Source organism: Pseudomonas sp. AC136, from assembly GCF_979258585.1.
In genome coordinates, this window is record NZ_OZ409865.1 from 1,478,253 (window position 1) to 1,497,717 (window position 19,465).

The window sequence follows — 19,465 nt, forward strand, 5'->3', positions numbered from 1 at the left end:
CGCCGGGCCCCTCTGACAGCTTTCTCAAGCTGCCATGTCGGAGTTGCAGTTTGTACAACTCTGACATAGGAGGGGCTTATGAGCACCCTAGAACCGTTCTTCATGGCCGAGTTCCTCGGCACCGCCACCTGGTTGTGGCTCGTCTTCATCACCATCGTCATCAGCCTGCTGGTCTTCGACCTCGGGGTGCTTCACCGTGAGCATCGCGAAATTGGCGTGAAGGAAAGTCTGCTGTTGTCTGCCGGTTACATCACCGCCGGTTTGCTCTTTGGCCTGTGGGTTTGGCAGATGAAAGGCGGCGACGCCGGGATGGATTTCTACACCGGCTTTCTGATTGAAAAGTCGTTGTCGATGGACAACGTTTTTCTCATGGCGATGATCTTCAGCTTCCTGGCCATTCCCCGTAAGTACCAGCATGAGGTGCTGTTCTGGGGCATTCTCGGTGTGATTGTGCTGCGCGCCCTGATGATTGGCCTGGGCGCCGCGCTGATCGCCGAGTTCAGCTGGATTCTCTACGTGTTCGGCGCGTTCCTGCTGCTGACCGGCGTGCGCATGTTGTTCAGCAAGGTAGACGATCACCCGGACCTGTCGCAAAACCCGATGGTGAAATTTCTTCGCCGCCATATGCGCGTCACCGACCGTTTGCACGAAGGCCATTTCTTCGTGCGCCAGCCGAACGCCGAAGGCCGTGGCGTGCTCTGGGCCACACCGTTGTTCCTGGCGTTGGTGCTAATCGAATGTGCAGACCTGGTGTTCGCCGTCGACAGCGTGCCGGCCATTTTCGCCATCACCCAGGACCCGTTCATTGTCTACACCTCGAACATTTTCGCGATCCTTGGCCTGCGCGCTTTGTACTTCGCCCTGGCCGCGATGATCCACCGCTTCGCCTACCTGAAATACGCCCTGGCGTTAGTGCTGGTGTTTATCGGCTGCAAGATTTTCCTGGTGGGCATCATCGGTAAAACCCCGCCGGTTATTTCCCTGAGCGTAACCCTCGGCCTGTTGTTCGGCGGCGTGCTGTTGTCGTTGTGGAAAACCCGCAACGACCCGCCGGCCGACACCAACACCGAACATTCCTGATCCATTGCGCGCCCCGCTAAAACCGGGGCGCACTCCCCCGCTGGAGACACACATGAACACACCACGCCTGACCCTTTTCGCCCTCTGCGCCGCGCTTGGCTTAACCCTGAGCGGCTGTGAAATGGCCGAAGACTCGGCATAAAAATTCACCCAGAAAGCCGGCGAAGCCGCAAAAGAGATTGCCCGTGAAACGGTGAGCGACACGGTGAATGCGCTGAACGAGCAGATCGACAGCGCGCAGAAATCCACCAACGAATTGCTTGGCAAACCGACCGACAAATCAGCGGAAAACGAGCAGCCGCAACGCGAGGATGAAGCGGCGGAAAACGAACGCGAGCGCGACAGCGGCGTGGAAACCTGATCGCTGAAAACGCCAAACGCCCGCCAATGGTGGCGGGCCTTCGTTCAAGCAAACGGCTTCAAATCTTGATCAGGTTCTGCGCCGCAAAGGCACCAAACGGCAGCGCCGCCAACGGGCCACCCACGGCCAGCGAGCCCAGGTCTACCGGGTGAAATCCCATGGCTTCGATCAGCGCGCGCACCTCGGTTTTCGCGGCGGCGTCATCACCGGAATACAACAGCACGCGCTTACCACCGGCCACTTCCGGCTCAGCCAACACATTCACATCCAAATGGTTGAACGCCTTCACCACGCGGGCGCCGTTTACGTAGGTGCTGAACACCGCGCTGGAATCTTTGCCGCCTAGATCAATGGCTTTGATGCCATACGCGGCCAGCGGATTGCTGGGGTCGTTGGCGTCGTCGCTGGCGGGATCCAGAAACGCTACCGGGTTGGTGCCGTCGATGACGATGCGGTTGTTCCACGCCGGCAACGCGCTCATCACGGCCTCGGCGTCGGTCCAGCGAATGGCGGCGAACACAATGTCAGCGCTGGCCGCTTCTGCCACCGTGCCGGCTTTAATGCTTGGGCCCAACTCAGCCACCAAGGCGGCCAACGATGCCGGGCCACGGCTGTTAGAAATGGTGGCGGCGATGCCTTTTTTCGCCAGTGCACGTGCAACGCTTGCGCCCAGGGCGCCTGAACCGATGATGCCGATACTCATGATGCTCTCCAGAAAATTCGAGGGCCGAGGGGCCGTTTGCGAGTGTTGTGTTATTTGAAAATGGGCACCGAGCCGGACGCGCGTTTCACGCTGTTCTGCTCGCGCAGCCGACGTCCGATTTCAGCGATTTTTGCTTCGCCTGCCTGCAACGCTTCGGCGCTGGTGTGCACCGAGTAGTAACCCAGGTGCAGGTCGTGGGGATGGGGCTTGGCCGAGCCGAGCACGAACACGGCGCCGTCTTTTCCACCCGTCAGGCGCACGGCCTGGCTGCCTTTTTCGAACACCGCCAACTCGCCGGCTTCGATAAATTCCGGTGCGCTCAGGTGGCCACGGCTCACGCTCACCCACAACGAGGTGTGGCCCGTCGGCGGCGTGTATTCCCAGGTCTCGCCTTTACCCAGCGTCACCAGCAAATAATTCACGCCCTCGGGCGCTCGCACCGGGCTGCGAACGCCGCCGTGCTCACCGACGATCACTCGCGCCGGCCCAGCGTGGGGCATTTCGGCCGCTTCAATGTATTGGCTGTCGACCTCGGCATTCTCAAGCTCTGGCGGCAAGGCCAGCCACAGTTGGAAACCCTGGACACGCTGCGAGGTGCCGGCGCTCATTTCCTTGCCGTGCCACACGCCGCCACCGGCGCGCATCCACTCCACGCCGCCATAGGCGATTTCGCCGCTGCCGGCTTGCGGGTCATCAAAGTGCAAATTGCCCTCAGTGATCACCGTTACGGTGGCAATGCCCGAGTGCGGGTGCATCGGCATTTGGCCAAGGAACGTGCGGTCGCCTTCGAACAGGTCGAGAAACACAAACGGCTTGATTAGCTCGCCGAAATCGCTCGGGCTCATCAACCGCACGATGGCGCCATGTTTATGGCCGCTAGTGCGATGACTGACGGTGCGGCTACCAATGGCCGTACGAAGCGCTGAAATAGACATGACGACTCCTGATGGAAGCTGCCGTTGAACGGGGCAGCGGTGAATGTGGGAGTGATCATAGGGCGTCGGCATTACTTTGATTAGCGGCTACAATTGCCTTTCACTCGTCCACTTATGGAGCAATGCCGATGCTGGATCTGAACGACCTGGCCCTGTTTGTTCAGATTGTCGAAGCCGGCAGCTTTGCCGCTGCCGCCCGGCGCATGGGCGTGCCCTCGAACACTTTGAGCCGGCGCGTAAAACAACTGGAAGAAACCCTGGGCGTGCGCCTGCTCCACCGCACCACGCGCAAGCTGGCGCTCACCGATGCCGGCCGCGCGTTGTTCGAGCAGAGCGCCAGCCAGGTGGGCGAATTGCTGGACGTAAGCCGCCGCTTTGTCGACGGCAGCGACGAGCCAGCAGGCCGCGTTCGGGTGACCGCCCAGGCGGATTTCTTCGACGTATTCCAAATGGAGTTCGTGGCGCGCTTTCTTGAGCAGCACCCGAAAATTCAGTTGGAATTCATGCTCAGCGACAACCATGTCGACCTAATCGCCGAACGCATCGACGTGGCCTTCCGCGCAGGCGCCCTGCCGGATTCCAGCCTGGTCGCGCGCAAAATACTGGTCAGCAGCCGGGTGTTGGTGGCCAGTCCGGACTATCTAAAAACCCACGGAACGCCCGCCGCCATCGAGAAACTGAGCGAGCACCAGTGCATTTTCCCGGCGACACCCAGCGGCTCGACCACCTGGCGTTTCACCGGGCCGCAGGGCGAGGCGCAGTGCGAAGTGACGGGCCGCGTGTGCGCCAACACGGCACAGGCACAACTGAAAGCGGCGGCGGCCGGAATGGGGATTTGCTTTCTGCCGCAGCCGATTGCGTTTGCCAGCCTCACGGCGGGGACGTTGGTGGAAGTGCTGCCGGACTATCGGCAGCGGGATATTGATATGTACGTGGTGTACCCCAGTCGCCGGCAGATACCGGCGGCGGTGACGGCTTTTGTGGAGCATGCGGTGGGGCATTTGTTGGAGGAGATGGGGCGGCAGGGGTAGATGAAGGTGAGTCACGGTTGAGACTTCCGTCATCCTCGCGAAGGGCGGTGGTCCGACAATTCGGGATCCAGGCTTGCATGACGAACACCGTAACCTGAAAGACTCTGGATCCCCGCCTTCGCGGGAATGACGGGTGTCTCGATAAAAACCACCGTCATTCCCGCGCACGCGGGAATCCAGAATTGCCCGACGAGCGCCGTTACCTGAAAGACTCTTGGATGCCCGCCTTCGCGGGAATGACGGGTGTTTCGATAAAAACCGCCGTCATTCCCGCGCACGCGGGGATCCAGAATTGCCCGACGAACACCGTTACCTGAAAAACTCTGGATCCCCGCGTGCGCGAGGATGACGGTGGGCTTAGTCAAATCTCCGTGGCCTTCGGGAATGACGGTGGACTGAACAAAAACCTCCGTCATCCTCGCGTAAGCGGTGGTCCGACAATTCGGGATCCAGGCTTGCATGCCGAACACCATAACCTGAAACCCCCGCATGCCAAATCCCGGACAAACACCACTAGCCCTCCCCAACCGCGCTCCCGATAATGCCAAACGCAAACCCACCCCCTGCAGACCCCAACCATGAACCGCCGCAAAAAAATCAATCAGCTGCTCAAAGCCCACGCGAAAAAGGCCAGCGCTAAACTCGCGCCGAAAAGTAAGCCTAAATACGTTTGCAAAGCCGACCGCCTCAAGCTCGCGGCCGAGGCGCAAAGCGCTCCGGAGCAAAGCAGCGAAGCGCAGAACGAGGCCTGAGTCAGCCGAGGGATTTCTTCAGGAAAAACCGTGACCGGCCTTTAGGAAATTCCGGCAATTCGCCGAACACGGCGTACCCCTGCCGCTGATACAGCGCCAACGCCTCGGGGTTAAAGGTGTCCAGCCACGCGCCATGGCAATCCCGTATCAGCGCCTCCCGCTCTGCCGCTTCCAGCAGCTTGCCGCCGAACCCTTGGCCGCGAAGCATTTCCGGCACCCAGAGCTTTTCGATAAACAACCAGCCCCACGCCGTGTAGCCGCTCAAGCCGCCAAGCACCTCGCCACCCGCGTCGCCAGCGCGGAGCAGAACGGCCAACGGCTGATGGCCGGATGCACCGACTTCACCTTGGTTGAAGGCTCGCAGCCCATCGAGGATCAACTGCTGTGTTTCGGCGCTTGGTGCGTTGGAAATTTCCAGTGTGATCGGTTTCATGGCCTGCCCTCCACGCCGCCGGTTAACAGCAGTTTTATGCCCGCCGCCGCAAATACCAATGCCAGCGCACCTTCAATCCAGCGCCGCGCGTGGCGGTAGGCACGCACCATGGGCTCGGTCGAGAAGATCAGCGCATACCCGCCGAAAATACTCACGCTCAGCACCGCGCACGCGCCCAAGGTGACGGCCACCGTAGAGAATGTGGCGCCCGGCCCCAGGCCGAGGGTCATGGTGGCGATCCAGCTCAGAATCGCTTTCGGGTTGGTGAGGTGCATCAGCAAGCCTTGCCTGTACAAGGTCGCGCCGCAAACAGGCGGAGCGGCGGCCAGCGCTTGTTCATGCTGCGCTTGCGAAGTGAGCGCCGAGCGCCCGGCTTTAATGGCGAGGAATAACAAGTACGCGCCGCCGATGATCTTCAGCACACCGATGGCTTGCGCGTAGCTGGCCAGCAACGCCGACACCCCGGACGCCGCCATCACGCCCCAGAAAAACGAGCCGCTGATAATGCCCGCCGCCAGCATCAGCGCCGGGCGCCGCCCTCGGTGCATGGCCACGCCCATGATGCGCATGTTGCTCGGGCCGGGGCTGGCGGCGCCGAGGGTGTACACGGTGAGCACCAGCAGCAGGTGGTGGAAGTCGAAAGCCATGGGCCGCGCCTATCAAGCGAATGAGCAGGCCGAAGAATTATCACGTTGGCCACGGGCCCTGCCAGACACAGATGCCTCAGTAAAACTCGACCATCTGTGTGTCTACCCGAGCGCCGGGCATCATTTTTTCGAGCCCGTCGACCAACGCATCGCCGGCCGCTTGCAGCGCTTCGCGCGGCATCGACGGCAGCGCTTCAAGCACAAACCACATGCGCGTGGCAGTGCAATCCAGGCGGGTACGCACACCTTGGCGCCAGTTCCAGCGCCGGCACGTGACGCCAATGTCGTCGCGCCAGATCACTTCGCCCTTGTCCGGCGCCTCGTTGGCGGGTGCGCCGTCTTTGAAGGTGTCAAACAGCTCGGTGCCATCGGCCACGGTCAAACGCGGCGGCCCCACATAGGCGGCCAGGTTTTCGCCACCGACCGGCACGGCGAATTGCAGGCTGATGGCGTTGTACAGATCCACCACCGGATCAATGCTCGGCAACGCACCGTCGCGCAGCACGCGCTTGCGCAGCGCTTCGGCCGAACACGGCGTGCGCTGCGGTTTGGCGCCGAACAAGCGAAACGTTTCAGCCCATGCCGCGAGGTGCGCGTCAGCCCACGCAGGGCCGCCGGCCGCTACAGCAGCGCAGGCGTTGCGCATGGCGTCGGCGGCCACCTGCGGCTGGGTGATGGGAGCGGCTTCAACGCTGATGCTCAGGGCGCAGAAGCCCGGCGCGAGGGTGGCGATTTCGGCGTCGAGAACAGGCAAAACCAATGACATGGGAACTCCCCGACTCAGCGACGTTTGAGGTTGCGCATGGCGTAACAGCCCCATGCAGCGTCGAGGGTACGGAGCGTGCGAATCAAGGCGTGGAGTCGGTGTTTCAACGGCGTTTTCCTCAGCAAATGTAAGACCAGTGTCGGTCAGCCCGCTGAATCCTCGCTGTTGAAGGCCATCAGGTCTAATGATTAGACCTGATGGCGTATTAGTTTTGCTTATCAGCTACCGGCTCGCCCGTTAGAAATCTACCGTCAGCCCCGCATACACCGCACGGCCATCGGCGGGCGCGTGTAACGACTGCTGCACGCTGGCGGTGGCGTCGTACCACACGTATTCGCTGTAGCGATCCGTGAGGTTTTTCACTTGCAGATCCACGCTCACGTCGGCGCTTATCCGGTAGCTCGCGCCGACGTTGAGCAAGGCAAAGTCGCCGTACTTGCCGGTGCTGTTGGTGCGTTCCAGGTAGTAGTCGCTTTGCCCGTTGACCCACGCCGACAACTGCAACGCTTCGCTGGCCTGGTAGGTGGAACCCAAGGCATACAGGTGATGGGGCACGTGGTCCATTTCCTGGCCTTTGCTGGCGGGCAGGTTGGGGTTGGGTTTGAGAATTTCCGAGAACTGCCGCGAGTACGACAGCCACACACTGGTGGCCTCGGTGGGGTACAGATTGAGCTGAATGTCGTAGCCACGGCGCAGGGTTTCGCCGACGTTTTCCGAGTCGCCGACGGCATCGTTGAGCTTGCGTTGCACCTCGTCCGAGGCCTTTTGTTCCCAGTAGGCGATGCGCCCGTCCAGCCACGGCGTCGGGTTGAATTTCAGCCCGGTTTCCCAACCGTCGTTGATCGAGGGGTTGAGGTCGTCGCGCTGGCTGGCCAGGCGGTAGCTGGCCGAACCGACGCCGATCTGAAAGCTACGGCCCCAGTTGGCGTAGAGGCTGGCGTGCTCCCATGGGGCATAGACCACGCTGAGTTTTGGCTGGCGGATCAGGCCGTAGTCGTTGACGTCGGCGCGCTCGCCGGTGAGCGCGTTGCTGTAGTCGCCGTACACCTTGTCCACGCGATACGCCGGGATGATTTTCAGCGACTCCACGGGCTCGATCACCGCCTGCACATAGCCGCCGACCACATCCAGATCGAACTGCTGGTCGCGGGTTTGCGCGCTGCGTACGCGCTGAGTGGTGCGGTAGCGGCGACTTTCGTTCTCCTGGCGCTGCACGTCGGCGCCACCTTCCAAGGCGAAGCCATGCAGGTGTTCCACGTCCGGGCGCCAGGTCAGGGTGCTGAGGGCGCCGTACTGACGTTCATCGGCCACCCGTTCCTGCTGGGAAACGCTGCGCCAGTATTGGGTCCAGCGCTCATCTTTGAAGGTATTGAGGTAGGCCTTGCTGGCCCACGACAGGTCGTGCTCCAGGTTGATATCCAGGTGCAGGCTGGCCTGGTTCATTTCCCGGTTGCCTTGATCGGTGGCGTTGTTGGCATAGGAATCGCGCGGGTGGTCATGGGCATCGCGCCGGTTCAGGTAACCGGCTTCGTCGGCGTCGCCCTGGTAGTGGCGCAGGATCAAGCCGGCGCGCCAGGCGTCTTCATCGGCGGTGTAGAACCACTTGCCGGCGAAGCTCTGGCGGTCGGCGTTGGCATGGTCGCGGTAGCCGTCGCTTTGCTGGTAGGCGAGAAAATAGTTCTGGCTCCAGTTGCCGCTTTCGAGGCCTTTGACCACCTGCACTTCCTGGGTATCAAAGCTGCCGTAACGCACCCGCAGCTTGCCCTCGTTGCCGCCGATGCGGGTGTTGATGCTGGCGTTGCCGGCGATGTTGTGCAGGCCGTAGCGCGGGTCGTTGGTGCCGCGCACCACTTCGATGCTGTCGATATCCAGCGGGAACACCATGTCGATAAAGGGCATGTTGCCGTCGTTGGTGTTGCTGGGAATACCGTCGATCAACAGCTTCACAGCGTTCACTTCGCCCTCGCCATTGAAGCCACGAAACGACAATTTGCCGGAGGTGGTGCCCTGGTTGAATTGGGTGAGCATCACGCCGGGCACGCGGTTGAACAGCTCCCAGCTGTATTGCACCGGCTGCTTTTCAATGATGTCGCTGCCGACCACATCGACTGAGCTGAGAATATTGCGGCTGGCCAGCGGGCCGGCATCGGGTGCAGTCACCGTAACGGCGCCGAGGGTCAGGGTTGAATCGGCCGGCGTGGCGGCAAAAGTGAAGGCGGGAACGAGCAGAAACAGGCCGCCGAACGAGCGGAAAAAAACAGGCGAATAAGCCATCGAAGGAAATCCTGAAAAGCCAGATAAGCGAATGCACGTTTCTTGCGAAACGGCACGTCAACAAAACGCGGCAAGGCGCGTGAGGCAGTTCAAGCGATGGGCGGAGCGCGGGGGTTGAGCGAGGGCCAATTCAGGCGCGGGGGCGGTTGCGCGAAGCTGCGAACGACGATGGGCGCGACGCTGCGCGCGGGGATGAAATCCAGCGACCAGTCGCCGGTATTAACCGCCACCGCGGCTGCAAACGAGGAACACAGCGGGCAACTGACCTGATCGAGATGAACACTTTGCGTGTCCGAGCCGGTCAGCTCCACGCCTGCGCCGCTGTCTGTCGACACCGAGCAGAAGCCGCCGCCCAGGCCGCTGAGGTTTAGCGCGCTCATCTGGCCGTGATGAATACCGCACGCGAACAGACTGAACAGCACGCTGGCGTACAGCATCCATGCAGTCAGTGAGCGAGTGTGGCGGGCCATTTTCATGGGGCGCGACTCTAGCACCGCGCTTTGGCAACGAACAGACAGCGCAGTGGGCGCAATTGCCGCACGGAACATGCGTGCGCCCTACCCTGCGTTTACATCGACGCGTATTGAATCGCCGCCGTACCGGAGCGCCAGGTGCTTGGGTTGGTGCCTTCGGTTTTCAAAAAGGTGCGGCAGAAATGCGCCTGGTCGCAGAAGCCGCATTCAGCGCCGATCTGGGTCAGGCTCTTGTCGGAGTTAGCAATCAGTTGCTTGGCCTGAGCCATGCGCTGCTGGTGAATCCATTCTTGCGGCGACAGCCCAGTGGTGCGTTTAAAGGCCCTGGAAAAATGGCTGCGCGACATGGCGCAGGCCTCTGCCAATTGCGGAACGGTTAATCGACAGCCGAGGTTTTCCGCAATCATCTGTTTAGCCAATCGTTCGCGCCAAGGCGCTAAACCACCGATTACTTGAGTCTGTTTGGACTGTTCGAAATGATCAGCCGTGGGCAAAACATAGGCGCGCGAAAGACTCGCCATAACAGATTCTCCTGAAATGGATATAAGGATTGGGTGCACAAATAATTGGGCAGAAAGTTAAAGGCGACTGACTTGCGAGCCGCGGTGTTGCTGGCGTCCGCTGCTGGCTAGCGCGGCGCTCGTTATGTATCGAATTATCGTTGTTTGTTGTTTCAACTTAGCGAGTTCAACAACAGCTAATTCAAAGCAGCTGATTCAAATCGCTTGCCGGTTCCTCTTCTGTAAATAATTAACCAGTACGACACCGGCACTGCACAGCACTAAATAAACCGCTGCCGTCAACAAATAGAACTCCACCAATTGGCCATTGCGCTGGCCCATTTGCCCGGCCGCACCGAGAAAGTCGTTAAGGCTGATGACGTACACCAGCGAGGTGTCTTTGAGCAGCCCGATGGTTTGGCTGACCAGGGCCGGGCTCATGTTGCGCAACGCTTGCGGCATCACGATCAAACGCAGGCACTGCAAGGTGCTCATGCCCAACGCTTTGCCGGCCGCCATGTGCTCGCCCCTCACGCTGTTGATGCCGGCGCGCACCACTTCGCAGAAGTAGGCGGACTCGGCCAGCACCAGCGCGATAATCGCCGAGTACATCGCCCCCACCGTCAGGTAGGGGTTGCCCGTGATTGCCCTGAGCACAAACGGCATCAGAAAAAACATCCAGAAAATCGTCAAAATCAGCGGAATGGCGCGGAACAGATTGACGTAGCCCGCCGCCAGTTTGGCCAGCGGCCTCGGCCCGTAAATTCGCACCACGGCCAGCACGCAGCCCAGCGAAAAACCCAGCACCAGCGCGACGGCCACCAGCAGCAGCGTGGTCTGCAGGCCCTGCCACAAATAAGGCAGCGCCGGCACGATGCCGCTCCAATCAAATTCGTAACTCACCGCAGCGCCCCGGCTTCGCGCAGCTCGGGCTCCGCCGTCTTCATTTCCAGGTGGCGCATTAGCAGCACGACGGCGTAGGTGATGCCCATGTAAATCAACGTGGCGGCAATAAACGACTCAAACGGCTGACCGGAAAACTCGCTGATCTGCCGGCTCTGGCCGGTCAATTCCATCAGCCCGATGGTCAAGGCCGCCGCCGAGTTCTTGAACACATTCATAAAGTCTGACGTCAACGACGGCAGCACCACGCGAAACGCCTGCGGCAGCAGCACAAACCGGTACACGCCCCAGCGCCCGAACCCCATGGCCCGCGCCGCCATCGCCTGCTCCGCCGACACCGATTGCAGCCCGGCCCGCACCTGCTCTGCCACGCCCGCCGTGGTGTACAGCGTCAAGCACATCACCACGCTGAGGAACTGGTTCAGCATCGGGTTCATCTGCTTCAGCGCGTCGCCCCACGTTGTCGGCAACAGCTCCGGCACCACGAAGTACCAAAGAAACAACTGCACCAGCAGCGGCGTGTTGCGAAAACAGTGCACATAGACCGCCGCAGTCCAACGCAGCGCGCGGTTAGCCGCACCTCTGGCCATGCCGGTGAGCGTGCCCAGCCCCAACGCCAAGCCCCACGACAACAACGAAAGCGCCAGCGTCCACAGCACGCCCTCAGCCAGGAGCACTCCATACAGGCCTTCGCCCGTGATAGAGGGTTTGAAAAAGAAGCTCCAGTCCCAGCTGTAGTTCATAAACGTGCGGTCCTGAAAGGCTTACTGAAGCGCCCGGTCGTTGGGATTCTGGTAGAGCTGCGCGTTTTCGGCCGACAGCGGTGCGTGTATTTGCAAGCCGCCTTTCACGTTGATTCGGGTGTTGAAGTACTTGTCGTAGAGCTGGTGCATTTCTCCAGACTTCTGCATGCCAACGATCACCTCATCGGCTAGTTTTTTAAACGCCGGGTCATCCTTGCGCAGCATGCAGCCGTATGCTTCGAGCGACTGCGGCGTGCCGACCACGGTCCACAGCTCGGGCTTTTTCGCGGTCGCGATGTTGCCGTAGAACATGATGTCGTCACCCATCGAAGCCACCGCGCGGCCCGTCTCGACGGTGGTGAAGTTTGAGATGTTGTCTTTCGATAACAGGATGCGGATGTCGAGGTTTTTCTCGCTGTTCAACGTGCGCAGCAGGCGTTCGGAGGTGGTGCCGGCTTCAACCACTACCGACTTGCCGGCCAGGTCGGCGAAGTCGTGAACGCCGGAATCCTTGCGGGTTAACAGGCGCGTGCCAACGACAAAAAAGGTATTGGAGAACGCCACCTGTTTTTGCCGCTCGGTGTTGTTAGTGGTGGAGCTGCATTCCAGGTCAACGGTTTGGTTAGCCACCAGGGCGATACGGGTTTGCGGCGTGAGATTGAGGGTGTTGATCTGGAGAGCCTGCAAACCCAGCTCCTGCTGTGCACGCTGGGCGATGCGCTGGGAAATCTCCCAACCGAAGCCGGCATGGTTGCCGTTGTCGTCGATGAAGTTGAACGGCGTCGAAGCCTCTCGCGTGCCGAGGGTGATGGCGCCGGTCGCTTTGATTTTGTCCAACGTGCCGGCGGCGTGCGCCAGCCCCAGTTGAGCCACCAACAATAGCGGAGCGAGTGCCAAGACCTTGTTCATCGTATGTGCTGCCCTGTGGTTATTTTTTCGAAAGCGTCGCAAGCGCCAACTCAAGGTCGCGCTGCAACTGGTCCAAGGGTTCCAGGCCGATGTGCAGACGCACGATCCATGGCGATTGTTTCCACGGCACCGAGGTGCGGCTGGCGCTGATGTTGGCCAAGGCCACCAGGCTTTGCGTACCGCCCCAACTGGCGCCGATCTGGAAGTGCTTCAGGCTATCGACAAAGCGCTCGATGCGGGCTTGATCGGTTTCACGGAGCGTCAAACTGATCACGCCGTTGCCGCCGCTGAAGTAGCGCTTGAAGCGCTCGTGCTGGCTGTCGCTTTCCAGTGCCGGGAAAAATACCTGCTCCACGGCCTCGACGCCTATTAGCCATTTGGCGATGTGGTAACCGCGTCTGGCGTGTTCGGCCAGACGTACCGGTAGCGTCTGCAAGCCGCGCAATACCAGGTACGCGTCGCTCGCCGCAACGCCGGTGCCCAGCGCCATGAACGCTGTTTTCAGGCGCTCGAACAGCTTGCGGTCTTTCACCGTGCACACGCCCATGCACACATCGGAGTGGCCGCTGGCGTATTTCGACAGCGCGGTGCTGACGATGTCGACGCCATGCTCGAAGCAGTTGATCTGCCCAAAACCCCATGCGTTATCCATCAACACCAGGCTTCCGTTCTTGTGCGCTTGTGCTGAGATGACCGAAATATCCTGAATTTCCATGGTGTACGAGCCCGGCGACTCCAGCACCACCAGGCGCGTTGAAGGCGTTAGCCACGGTTCGATAGTGGCCGCGTCGGCCGGGAAAAACGTGTGGGTGATGCCGTACTGCGCCAGCAGCGAGGTGCACAGCTCGCGCGTTGGGCCGTACACGCAGTCGGCCAGCAACACGTGATCGCCTTGCTTGAGCAGGGCCAGCATCGGGTGCGTGACGGCAGCCAGCCCTGAGGGCACCAGCAAGCTGAACTCGCCGCCTTCAATGGTCGCTATCTGCTTTTCCAGCGCCCGCCCGGTCGGCGTGCCGTACAGGCCGTAGCTGAAGCCGTCGAACATGCGCTCCGAACGGTTCAAAAAGCTGCGCGCCGAGGTGAAGGTCAGCGTGGACGCATGGTGAACCGACATATTCAGCGCCGTGAACTCGGGCATAAGCGCGCGAATGGGGCGAAGGTCAGCGGGCAGAAAGAGTGATTTCACGGAGGGCCTTTGGCGTGCCAGGTTCTTAGGGTTCCGAAATTGACGCATTGCACGTATAACTTCCAATGCGAAGATGTCTTGCATCAATTCATTATTGATATAGGTAAGCGATGAACCCGCGACAAATCGAGGCTTTCCGGGCGGTTATGGTCACTGGAAGTACCGTGCGCGCCGCCGAAATGATCCACACCTCGCAGCCGGTGGTCAGCCGCCTGATTGCCCAGCTGGAGAGCAACTTGCGCTTCAAACTGTTCGAGCGCGAATCGTCGCGGTTGCGGCCAACGCCGGAAGCCAAGTCGCTATTCGTCGACGTGGAAAAGCTCTACTCCGGCATGGATCAGCTGGAGAAAAAAGCCAAAAGCCTGCGCGAAGGCCGCAGCGGTTTGCTTTCTATCGCCTGCCTGCCTGCCATGGCTTACGGGCCGATGCCGAAATTTCTCGCCGAGTTGCAGCGCCAGTTGCCCGACCTTTCGGTGCGTCTGGATATCTGCTCCTCCAACGAGGTCCGGGAACTGATCGCCAGCGGCCGCTGCGACATCGGTTTTGCCGCCGAAGAGATCGACACCCACGGTATCGTCGCCCGCAGCATCGCCCGGCGCCGCGCCTTGCTGGCGGTGCCGGTGGATCATCCCGTGGCGGCGATGAGCGAGGTGTCGGTGCTGGATCTGGCCGACTATTCGTACCTGGGTTTGTCGTCTACCGACTCGACCCAACGCTTTCTCAATGGCGTGATGGCCGAAGCCGGCAAGGCCCTGCGCATCACCATTGAAACGCCGTACACGCTGACCATCGCCTCGCTGGTGGTCAGCGGTGCCGGCGTCGGCCTTGTCGACCCCATCGCCCTAGAAGCCTTTGAATGGCCGGGGCTGAAATTGCTGCCGCTCAAAGAAGACATCTACTTCAATACCCTGGTGATCCACAGCGCCACGGCGCCGCTGTCCGCGCCGGGCAATCTGCTGGTGAGCATTGCCGAGCAGCACCTGGCCGGCCACTGACGGTGGCCGGCGGACAATACCGTTGCAACCCCCTACTCTTTGCTACTCGCCAAGCCGGATGTCGTCATGGATAGATTTCAGGAAATGAAGGTGCTGCTGGCCGTGACCGAGGCCGAGAGCTTTGCCGGCGGCGCCAAGCTGCTGGGCATGTCGCCGCCCAGCGCCACCCGCGCCATCGCCGCGCTGGAAAGCCGGCTGGGCACCGTGCTGTTGGCGCGCAACACCCGCAGCCTGCGGCTTACCGAAGCCGGGCGGCGCTATGTGGAAGACTGCAAACGCATCTTGCTCGAGCTTGAAGAAGCCGAGGAACTGGCCGCCGGCAGCGCCCTGCGTGCGCGCGGCAACCTGACGGTGACGGCGCCGGTGATGTTCGGCGAGCTGTACGTGATTCCGCTGATCACCAGTTACTTGGCCGCGCACCCGCAGGTGTCGGTGAACGCGCTGCTGGTCGATCGCTTGGTGCACATGGCCGACGAAGGTGTCGACGTGGGCCTGCGCATCGGCCAGTTACCCGAAGGCAACTTCAATGCCTTGAAGGTCGGCGACATTCGCCCGGTGGTGTGCGCCGCGCCGGCCTTTCTCGACCGCGTCGGCAGGCCGACAAAGCCGGACGATTTGCTCGGCGCGCAGGTGGTGATGTCGTCGGCCAGCACCTTGTTAGCCCACTGGTATTTCACCGGCCCGGACGGCAACCAGAGCGTGACGCCGACGCCGCGCCTGGTGGTCAGCTCCAACCAGGCGGCCATTAACGCCGCACGCATGGGCTGGGGGTTTACCTGCGTGTTGTCGTACCAAGTGGCCGAAGCGGTCGCCAAGGGCGAGCTGGAAATTGTGCTCAGCGCATTCGCCACCGCGCCCATCCCGGTGCACCTGGTGTACCAGGGCGGCAAGCAGGTGTCGGCCAAGGTGCGCACCTTTGTCGACCACTGCTACGAGCGCCTGGTGAACGACCCGGCGCTGCAACAGCTCAGCGCCTCGTAACGCCATGAGCACCCTGCCCAACCGCCACCAACAGATGCACGCCTTCGCCACCGTGGCCCGCACCGGCAGCCTGGCGGCAGCAGCGCGTGAGCTGAAGGTGTCCACCGCCACCCTGATGCGCACGGTGGCGGCACTGGAAGCGCGACTGGGCGCCACCTTGTTGAAGCGCAGCCCGCGTGGCGTGACCCTGAGTGCCGTGGGTGAACAATTTGCCGAGCGCTGCCAGTTGATTCTTGCGCAAACCGCCGAGGCCGAACGCTCCGCCAGCGGCCTGCACAGCGACGCCGCCGGCAGGCTGACGGTGTCGATGCCACTGCTGATGACCCATCAAGTATTTATGCCGCTGGCGACGGACTACCTCGACGCCTTCCCCGACATGCAACTGCTGACCCAGGCGCACGAAACCCTGCCCAAGCTGCTGGATGACGGCATCGACGTGGCGCTGGTGGTGGGCCATCTTCCCGATTCCACCGGCTTTGCCGTCCAGGTCGGCGAGGTGCGGCCGATCATTTGTGCAGCGCCGACTTACCTCGCGCAATGGGGCGTTCCCCAGAGCGCTGAAGACTTGAAAAATCACCGCACCCTGGTGGCCAGCGCCACCGCCCAGGGTTCGGAGTGGCGCCTGCCTGTTGAAGGCGGGACGCGCTCGGTGCGAACCGCGCCGGTGCTCACCTGCTCTACGCAACAAGGCGCCATTCAGGCAGCGGTGTGTGGCTTGGGGCTGATTCGTTGCCTGCGCTACGAAGCTCACCAGGAACTGCAAAACGGCTCGCTCGAACCGGTGCTACAGGCCTTCCCGGCGCCGCTGTTGCCCGTGCACTTGACCTACCGCGAAGGGCGCAAAGCCAACGGGCGGGTGCGCAGCTTTATCGACTTTATTGCCCCGCGCCTGCGCGCCCATCCGGCCTTTCGCCCCTAAACGCCGCCGGTTATTTCGCAAACTGAAATTCTGCATTGCCCGGCGTGGCGATTCTGCTCAACGGCCGGCGCGCGCAGCATGCCTGCACAGCGTCACATTCAGTCGACGCCCCCTCCAGCGGAGTGCACCCCATGCCACAGCAGCCGATCACCCTTTACCACTTTCCCCTCTCCGGCCACGCCCACCGCGTGCAGCTGATGCTGTCGCTGATGAACCTGCCGACCGAGGTGGTGTTTGTCGACCTGGCCAAAGGCGCGCACAAGCAACCGGAATTTCTCAAGCTCAACCCGTTCGGCCAAGTGCCGGTGATCGACGACAACGGCACCGTGCTCGCCGACTCCAACGCCATTCTGGTGTACCTGGCGAAAACCTACGGCGAAGGCCGCTGGCTGAGTGAAGAACCCGCTGCCGCCGCGCGCGTGCAACGCTGGTTGTCGGTGGCCGCCGGGCAAGTGGCATTCGGGCCGGCAGCGGCACGGTTGGTGACCGTGTTCGGCGCCTCGTTCAATGCCGAGGAAGTGATCAACCGCGCCCACAACCTGTTCGCCATGATGGAACGGGAACTGGCCAACACCGCCTTCCTGGCCGGTGCCGAGCCGAGCATCGCCGACGTCGCGAACTACAGTTACATCGCCCATGCGCCAGAGGGCAACGTGTCGCTGGAGGCCTACCCGAACTTGCGCGCGTGGCTGGCGCGAGTGGAAGCGCTGCCGGGTTTTGTGCCGATGCCGCCGACCGCCGCCGGCCTGCTCGCCAACTGATCGTCGCGCCCCGCTGCCGGTCAGCCCGGCAGCTCACAAGGAGGATCGCCCATGGAAACCTTGCCCAAACACCGCCGTTCGCCCTGGCATGACGGCGAACGCGTTCTGCAGCAGAAAGTGGGCGTGCTCGAGCGCATGGAAGTCGCCGGCCAGAAATTTATTCGCGACTACATGCCCGACCAGCACCGCGAGTTTTACCAGCAGCTGCCGTTCATGATCGTCGGCGCCGTGGACGATGTCGGCCGACCCTGGGCGACTTTGCTGGAAGGCGAGCCTGGCTTTGCCCACTCCGCCGATGCCAAGCAACTGAGCCTGAACACCGCTCTGGATCCGCAAGACCCCGCTGCCTCCGGCCTGCAAGCCGGCAACGCGCTGGGCCTGCTGGGCATTGAGCTGCATACCAGGCGGCGCAACCGCATCAATGGCGTCATTACCCGCGCCTCCCAGCAGCAACTGGATATCGCCGTGGAGCACGCCTTTGGCAACTGCCCGCAGTACATCCAACAGCGCGCTTACACCCGCGTTGCCGATGACGCGGCCGGCAAACCGGCACGTCAGGACTTCACCGCACTGGATGCCGACGCCACGGCCGTGATCACCAACGCCGACACCTTTTTTGTCGCCAGCTACGTGGTGCATGAAGACGGTCAACGCTCGGTGGATGTGTCGCACCGTGGCGGCCGGCCGGGGTTTATTCAGGTGGAAGGCAACCGCCTGACCATTCCCGACTACGCCGGCAACCTGCACTTCAACACCTTGGGCAACCTGCAAACCAACCCGCAGGCCGGGCTGCTGTTTGTCGACTTCACCACGGGCGATGTGCTGCAACTGAGCGGCCATACCGAACTGGTGCTGGAAAGCCCGCTGATCACCGCCTTTGAAGGGGCGGAACGGCTGTGGACCTTCGACGTGCAGCAGGTGGTGCGGCGCCCGGCAGCGCTGTCGCTGCGCTGGCAGTTCCAGAGTTTCGCGCCCACCAGCCTGATGACCGGAACCTGGGCCGACGCCAACCAGCGCCTGCGCCAGACCGAAGCGCGCAAGCAATGGCACCCGTGGCGCATCGCCCGTGTAGAACAGGAAAGCCACGACATTCGCTCGCTGTACCTGGAGGCCGTGGACGGCGGCGCCGTGAGCTTTCTGCCCGGCCAACATATTCCCGTGCGCTTGCACCTCGGCAATGGCGACAGCGTGGTGCGCACCTACAGCGTGTCCAGCGCGCCGGCCGATGGGCATGTGCGAATCAGCGTTAAAGCCCAGGGCCCGGCGTCGCGGCACTTGCATGAGCAACTGAAGCTCGGTGACGTGCTGGAGATTCGCCATCCGCTCGGCAGCTTCACCTTGAAAACCGACGCTGCGCGGCCGGTGGTGTTGATTGGTGCGGGCGTCGGCATTACGCCGCTGCTGTCCATGGCGCGTGAATTGGTCGCCCAGATCAGCAGCGGCCAACGGCAACAACCGGTGCACCTGTTTCAAGGCGGCCGAAGCCTGGCCGACCTGCCCTTTCAGCTGGAACTGCAAGCCCTTCAACAGCGCGCCAATGGCCTGCTCCACCTCACACGCGCGCTAAGCACTGCCGGCGAACAGGCGACGTTGGGCGTGGACTTTGAACTGGCCGGCAGGTTGAGCATTGCCCAGATCAAAGCCCGTTTGCCGCTAGACGATTACGACTTCTACCTCTGCGGCCCGGCGAGTTTTACCCAGAATATTTACGACGGCCTGCGCCGACTGAACATCCCCGACGCGCGCATCCATGCCGAAGCGTTCGGCCCCTCCACCTTGCGCCGCCAAGGCGACGAGCAGCGCGCCACGCTCGTGCAACCGCCGCCCGCCACCGCGCCTGTGCCGGTGTACTTTGCCAACTCCGCCAAAGAAGCACGCTGGACCCCACAAAGCGGCACGCTGCTGGAACTGGCCGAAAGCCGTGGCCTGAACCCCGAGTTCAGCTGCCGCGGCGGCTCGTGCGGCACTTGCCGCACCCGGCGCATCAGCGGTCAGGTGCACTACCCCAACCCGCCCGCCCAATTGCCCGACGACGACATGGTGCTGATCTGCTGCGCCGTGCCGGCCGACAGCAAAAACGGCGTTCAGCCACTGGTTCTGGACCTCTAAGGAG

Annotated in this window: 22 protein-coding genes; 9 read left to right on the top strand and 13 right to left on the bottom strand. The window is 61.9% G+C overall.

What is annotated here, in order from left to right; genetic code table 11:
* Window positions 1-78: 78 nt before the first annotated feature.
* Both ACZZZU_RS06570 and ACZZZU_RS06575 read left to right on the top strand, forming a co-directional pair.
* Complete coding sequence (locus ACZZZU_RS06570; RefSeq protein ID WP_463383335.1) at window positions 79-1,080, top strand: TerC family protein; 1,002 nt, start codon at window positions 79-81, stop codon at window positions 1,078-1,080.
* A gap of 205 nt (window positions 1,081-1,285) precedes the next feature.
* Window positions 1,286-1,441 (top strand): hypothetical protein, encoded by a 156-nt coding sequence (locus ACZZZU_RS06575; RefSeq protein ID WP_463550129.1) that lies wholly within the window; start codon window positions 1,286-1,288, stop codon window positions 1,439-1,441.
* 58 nt (window positions 1,442-1,499) lie between these two features.
* Here ACZZZU_RS06575 and ACZZZU_RS06580 read toward each other — a convergent pair whose 3' ends face one another.
* Window positions 1,500-2,144, bottom strand: coding sequence for an NADPH-dependent F420 reductase (locus tag ACZZZU_RS06580; protein WP_463550130.1), 645 nt, complete (start codon window positions 2,142-2,144; stop codon window positions 1,500-1,502).
* Window positions 2,145-2,194: 50 nt separating this feature from the next.
* Window positions 2,195-3,079: a pirin family protein gene (locus tag ACZZZU_RS06585; RefSeq protein WP_463550131.1), complete on the bottom strand. Its 885-nt coding sequence runs from the start codon at window positions 3,077-3,079 to the stop codon at window positions 2,195-2,197.
* Window positions 3,080-3,207: 128 nt separating this feature from the next.
* Here ACZZZU_RS06585 and ACZZZU_RS06590 point away from each other — a divergent pair, with 128 nt between their 5' ends.
* Window positions 3,208-4,110 (top strand): LysR family transcriptional regulator, encoded by a 903-nt coding sequence (locus tag ACZZZU_RS06590; protein WP_463550132.1) that lies wholly within the window; start codon window positions 3,208-3,210, stop codon window positions 4,108-4,110.
* Between the two features lie 29 nt (window positions 4,111-4,139).
* Here ACZZZU_RS06590 and ACZZZU_RS06595 read toward each other — a convergent pair whose 3' ends face one another.
* A complete protein-coding gene (locus tag ACZZZU_RS06595; RefSeq protein ID WP_463550133.1) occupies window positions 4,140-4,571 on the bottom strand; it encodes a hypothetical protein in 432 nt (143 codons plus the stop codon).
* 117 nt (window positions 4,572-4,688) lie between these two features.
* Between ACZZZU_RS06595 and ACZZZU_RS06600 the strand changes: the two genes are divergently transcribed.
* Window positions 4,689-4,862: a DUF2986 domain-containing protein gene (locus ACZZZU_RS06600; protein WP_463383340.1), complete on the top strand. Its 174-nt coding sequence runs from the start codon at window positions 4,689-4,691 to the stop codon at window positions 4,860-4,862.
* 1 nt (window position 4,863) lies between these two features.
* Here ACZZZU_RS06600 and ACZZZU_RS06605 read toward each other — a convergent pair whose 3' ends face one another.
* From ACZZZU_RS06605 to ACZZZU_RS06650, 10 genes are all read right to left on the bottom strand, one after another.
* A complete protein-coding gene (locus tag ACZZZU_RS06605) occupies window positions 4,864-5,295 on the bottom strand; it encodes a GNAT family N-acetyltransferase (RefSeq protein ID WP_463550134.1) in 432 nt (143 codons plus the stop codon).
* Window positions 5,292-5,942 carry a LysE family translocator gene (locus tag ACZZZU_RS06610; protein WP_463550135.1) on the bottom strand — a complete coding sequence of 217 codons (651 nt, stop codon included), beginning with the start codon at window positions 5,940-5,942 and terminating at the stop codon, window positions 5,292-5,294. Before ACZZZU_RS06610 ends, ACZZZU_RS06605 begins: the two co-directional genes overlap by 4 nt.
* 76 nt (window positions 5,943-6,018) lie before the next feature.
* Complete coding sequence (locus ACZZZU_RS06615) at window positions 6,019-6,708, bottom strand: B3/B4 domain-containing protein (RefSeq protein ID WP_463550136.1); 690 nt, start codon at window positions 6,706-6,708, stop codon at window positions 6,019-6,021.
* A gap of 237 nt (window positions 6,709-6,945) precedes the next feature.
* Entirely contained in the window at window positions 6,946-8,982 is a 2,037-nt protein-coding gene (locus tag ACZZZU_RS06620) for a TonB-dependent receptor (protein WP_463550137.1), read from the bottom strand.
* A gap of 89 nt (window positions 8,983-9,071) precedes the next feature.
* Window positions 9,072-9,458 carry a DUF2946 domain-containing protein gene (locus tag ACZZZU_RS06625; protein ID WP_463550138.1) on the bottom strand — a complete coding sequence of 129 codons (387 nt, stop codon included), beginning with the start codon at window positions 9,456-9,458 and terminating at the stop codon, window positions 9,072-9,074.
* Window positions 9,459-9,550: 92 nt separating this feature from the next.
* Window positions 9,551-9,976, bottom strand: a complete 426-nt coding sequence (locus tag ACZZZU_RS06630; RefSeq protein WP_122493707.1) for a helix-turn-helix domain-containing protein — start codon at window positions 9,974-9,976, stop codon at window positions 9,551-9,553.
* A gap of 195 nt (window positions 9,977-10,171) precedes the next feature.
* On the bottom strand, window positions 10,172-10,858 hold the full coding sequence (locus ACZZZU_RS06635; protein ID WP_463550139.1) for an amino acid ABC transporter permease: 687 nt from the start codon (window positions 10,856-10,858) through the stop codon (window positions 10,172-10,174).
* On the bottom strand, window positions 10,855-11,601 hold the full coding sequence (locus ACZZZU_RS06640; protein WP_463550140.1) for an amino acid ABC transporter permease: 747 nt from the start codon (window positions 11,599-11,601) through the stop codon (window positions 10,855-10,857). Before ACZZZU_RS06640 ends, ACZZZU_RS06635 begins: the two co-directional genes overlap by 4 nt.
* A gap of 21 nt (window positions 11,602-11,622) precedes the next feature.
* Entirely contained in the window at window positions 11,623-12,510 is an 888-nt protein-coding gene (locus ACZZZU_RS06645) for a transporter substrate-binding domain-containing protein (RefSeq protein ID WP_463550141.1), read from the bottom strand.
* A 19-nt stretch (window positions 12,511-12,529) separates the two neighbouring features.
* Window positions 12,530-13,648: a trans-sulfuration enzyme family protein gene (locus ACZZZU_RS06650; protein ID WP_463550142.1), complete on the bottom strand. Its 1,119-nt coding sequence runs from the start codon at window positions 13,646-13,648 to the stop codon at window positions 12,530-12,532.
* Window positions 13,649-13,806: 158 nt separating this feature from the next.
* On the opposite strand from ACZZZU_RS06650, the gene ACZZZU_RS06655 reads away from it, so the two are divergent.
* From ACZZZU_RS06655 to ACZZZU_RS06675, 5 genes are all read left to right on the top strand, one after another.
* Window positions 13,807-14,691: a LysR substrate-binding domain-containing protein gene (locus tag ACZZZU_RS06655; RefSeq protein WP_463550143.1), complete on the top strand. Its 885-nt coding sequence runs from the start codon at window positions 13,807-13,809 to the stop codon at window positions 14,689-14,691.
* 66 nt (window positions 14,692-14,757) lie between these two features.
* On the top strand, window positions 14,758-15,672 hold the full coding sequence (locus ACZZZU_RS06660) for a LysR family transcriptional regulator (protein ID WP_463550144.1): 915 nt from the start codon (window positions 14,758-14,760) through the stop codon (window positions 15,670-15,672).
* A 4-nt stretch (window positions 15,673-15,676) separates the two neighbouring features.
* Window positions 15,677-16,591 (top strand): LysR family transcriptional regulator, encoded by a 915-nt coding sequence (locus ACZZZU_RS06665; protein WP_463550145.1) that lies wholly within the window; start codon window positions 15,677-15,679, stop codon window positions 16,589-16,591.
* A 131-nt stretch (window positions 16,592-16,722) separates the two neighbouring features.
* Window positions 16,723-17,352: a glutathione S-transferase family protein gene (locus ACZZZU_RS06670; RefSeq protein ID WP_463536671.1), complete on the top strand. Its 630-nt coding sequence runs from the start codon at window positions 16,723-16,725 to the stop codon at window positions 17,350-17,352.
* 51 nt (window positions 17,353-17,403) lie between these two features.
* Window positions 17,404-19,461: a pyridoxamine 5'-phosphate oxidase family protein gene (locus ACZZZU_RS06675; protein WP_463550146.1), complete on the top strand. Its 2,058-nt coding sequence runs from the start codon at window positions 17,404-17,406 to the stop codon at window positions 19,459-19,461.
* Window positions 19,462-19,465: the final 4 nt, after the last annotated feature.

What these genes read in the sequence shown, in the direction of transcription:
- ACZZZU_RS06630 (WP_122493707.1), bottom strand. Translation starts at nt 9,976, where the DNA reads ATGGCGAGTCTTTCGCGCGCCTATGTTTTGCCCACGGCTGATCATTTC.
- ACZZZU_RS06665 (WP_463550145.1), top strand. Translation starts at nt 15,677, where the DNA reads ATGAGCACCCTGCCCAACCGCCACCAACAGATGCACGCCTTCGCCACC.
- ACZZZU_RS06625 (WP_463550138.1), bottom strand. Translation starts at nt 9,458, where the DNA reads ATGAAAATGGCCCGCCACACTCGCTCACTGACTGCATGGATGCTGTAC.
- ACZZZU_RS06600 (WP_463383340.1), top strand. Translation starts at nt 4,689, where the DNA reads ATGAACCGCCGCAAAAAAATCAATCAGCTGCTCAAAGCCCACGCGAAA.
- ACZZZU_RS06660 (WP_463550144.1), top strand. Translation starts at nt 14,758, where the DNA reads ATGGATAGATTTCAGGAAATGAAGGTGCTGCTGGCCGTGACCGAGGCC.
- ACZZZU_RS06675 (WP_463550146.1), top strand. Translation starts at nt 17,404, where the DNA reads ATGGAAACCTTGCCCAAACACCGCCGTTCGCCCTGGCATGACGGCGAA.
- ACZZZU_RS06585 (WP_463550131.1), bottom strand. Translation starts at nt 3,079, where the DNA reads ATGTCTATTTCAGCGCTTCGTACGGCCATTGGTAGCCGCACCGTCAGT.
- ACZZZU_RS06620 (WP_463550137.1), bottom strand. Translation starts at nt 8,982, where the DNA reads ATGGCTTATTCGCCTGTTTTTTTCCGCTCGTTCGGCGGCCTGTTTCTG.
- ACZZZU_RS06670 (WP_463536671.1), top strand. Translation starts at nt 16,723, where the DNA reads ATGCCACAGCAGCCGATCACCCTTTACCACTTTCCCCTCTCCGGCCAC.
- ACZZZU_RS06580 (WP_463550130.1), bottom strand. Translation starts at nt 2,144, where the DNA reads ATGAGTATCGGCATCATCGGTTCAGGCGCCCTGGGCGCAAGCGTTGCA.
- ACZZZU_RS06645 (WP_463550141.1), bottom strand. Translation starts at nt 12,510, where the DNA reads ATGAACAAGGTCTTGGCACTCGCTCCGCTATTGTTGGTGGCTCAACTG.
- ACZZZU_RS06655 (WP_463550143.1), top strand. Translation starts at nt 13,807, where the DNA reads ATGAACCCGCGACAAATCGAGGCTTTCCGGGCGGTTATGGTCACTGGA.
- ACZZZU_RS06615 (WP_463550136.1), bottom strand. Translation starts at nt 6,708, where the DNA reads ATGTCATTGGTTTTGCCTGTTCTCGACGCCGAAATCGCCACCCTCGCG.
- ACZZZU_RS06640 (WP_463550140.1), bottom strand. Translation starts at nt 11,601, where the DNA reads ATGAACTACAGCTGGGACTGGAGCTTCTTTTTCAAACCCTCTATCACG.
- ACZZZU_RS06590 (WP_463550132.1), top strand. Translation starts at nt 3,208, where the DNA reads ATGCTGGATCTGAACGACCTGGCCCTGTTTGTTCAGATTGTCGAAGCC.
- ACZZZU_RS06570 (WP_463383335.1), top strand. Translation starts at nt 79, where the DNA reads ATGAGCACCCTAGAACCGTTCTTCATGGCCGAGTTCCTCGGCACCGCC.
- ACZZZU_RS06650 (WP_463550142.1), bottom strand. Translation starts at nt 13,648, where the DNA reads ATGCCCGAGTTCACGGCGCTGAATATGTCGGTTCACCATGCGTCCACG.
- ACZZZU_RS06610 (WP_463550135.1), bottom strand. Translation starts at nt 5,942, where the DNA reads ATGGCTTTCGACTTCCACCACCTGCTGCTGGTGCTCACCGTGTACACC.
- ACZZZU_RS06605 (WP_463550134.1), bottom strand. Translation starts at nt 5,295, where the DNA reads ATGAAACCGATCACACTGGAAATTTCCAACGCACCAAGCGCCGAAACA.
- ACZZZU_RS06595 (WP_463550133.1), bottom strand. Translation starts at nt 4,571, where the DNA reads ATGCAAGCCTGGATCCCGAATTGTCGGACCACCGCTTACGCGAGGATG.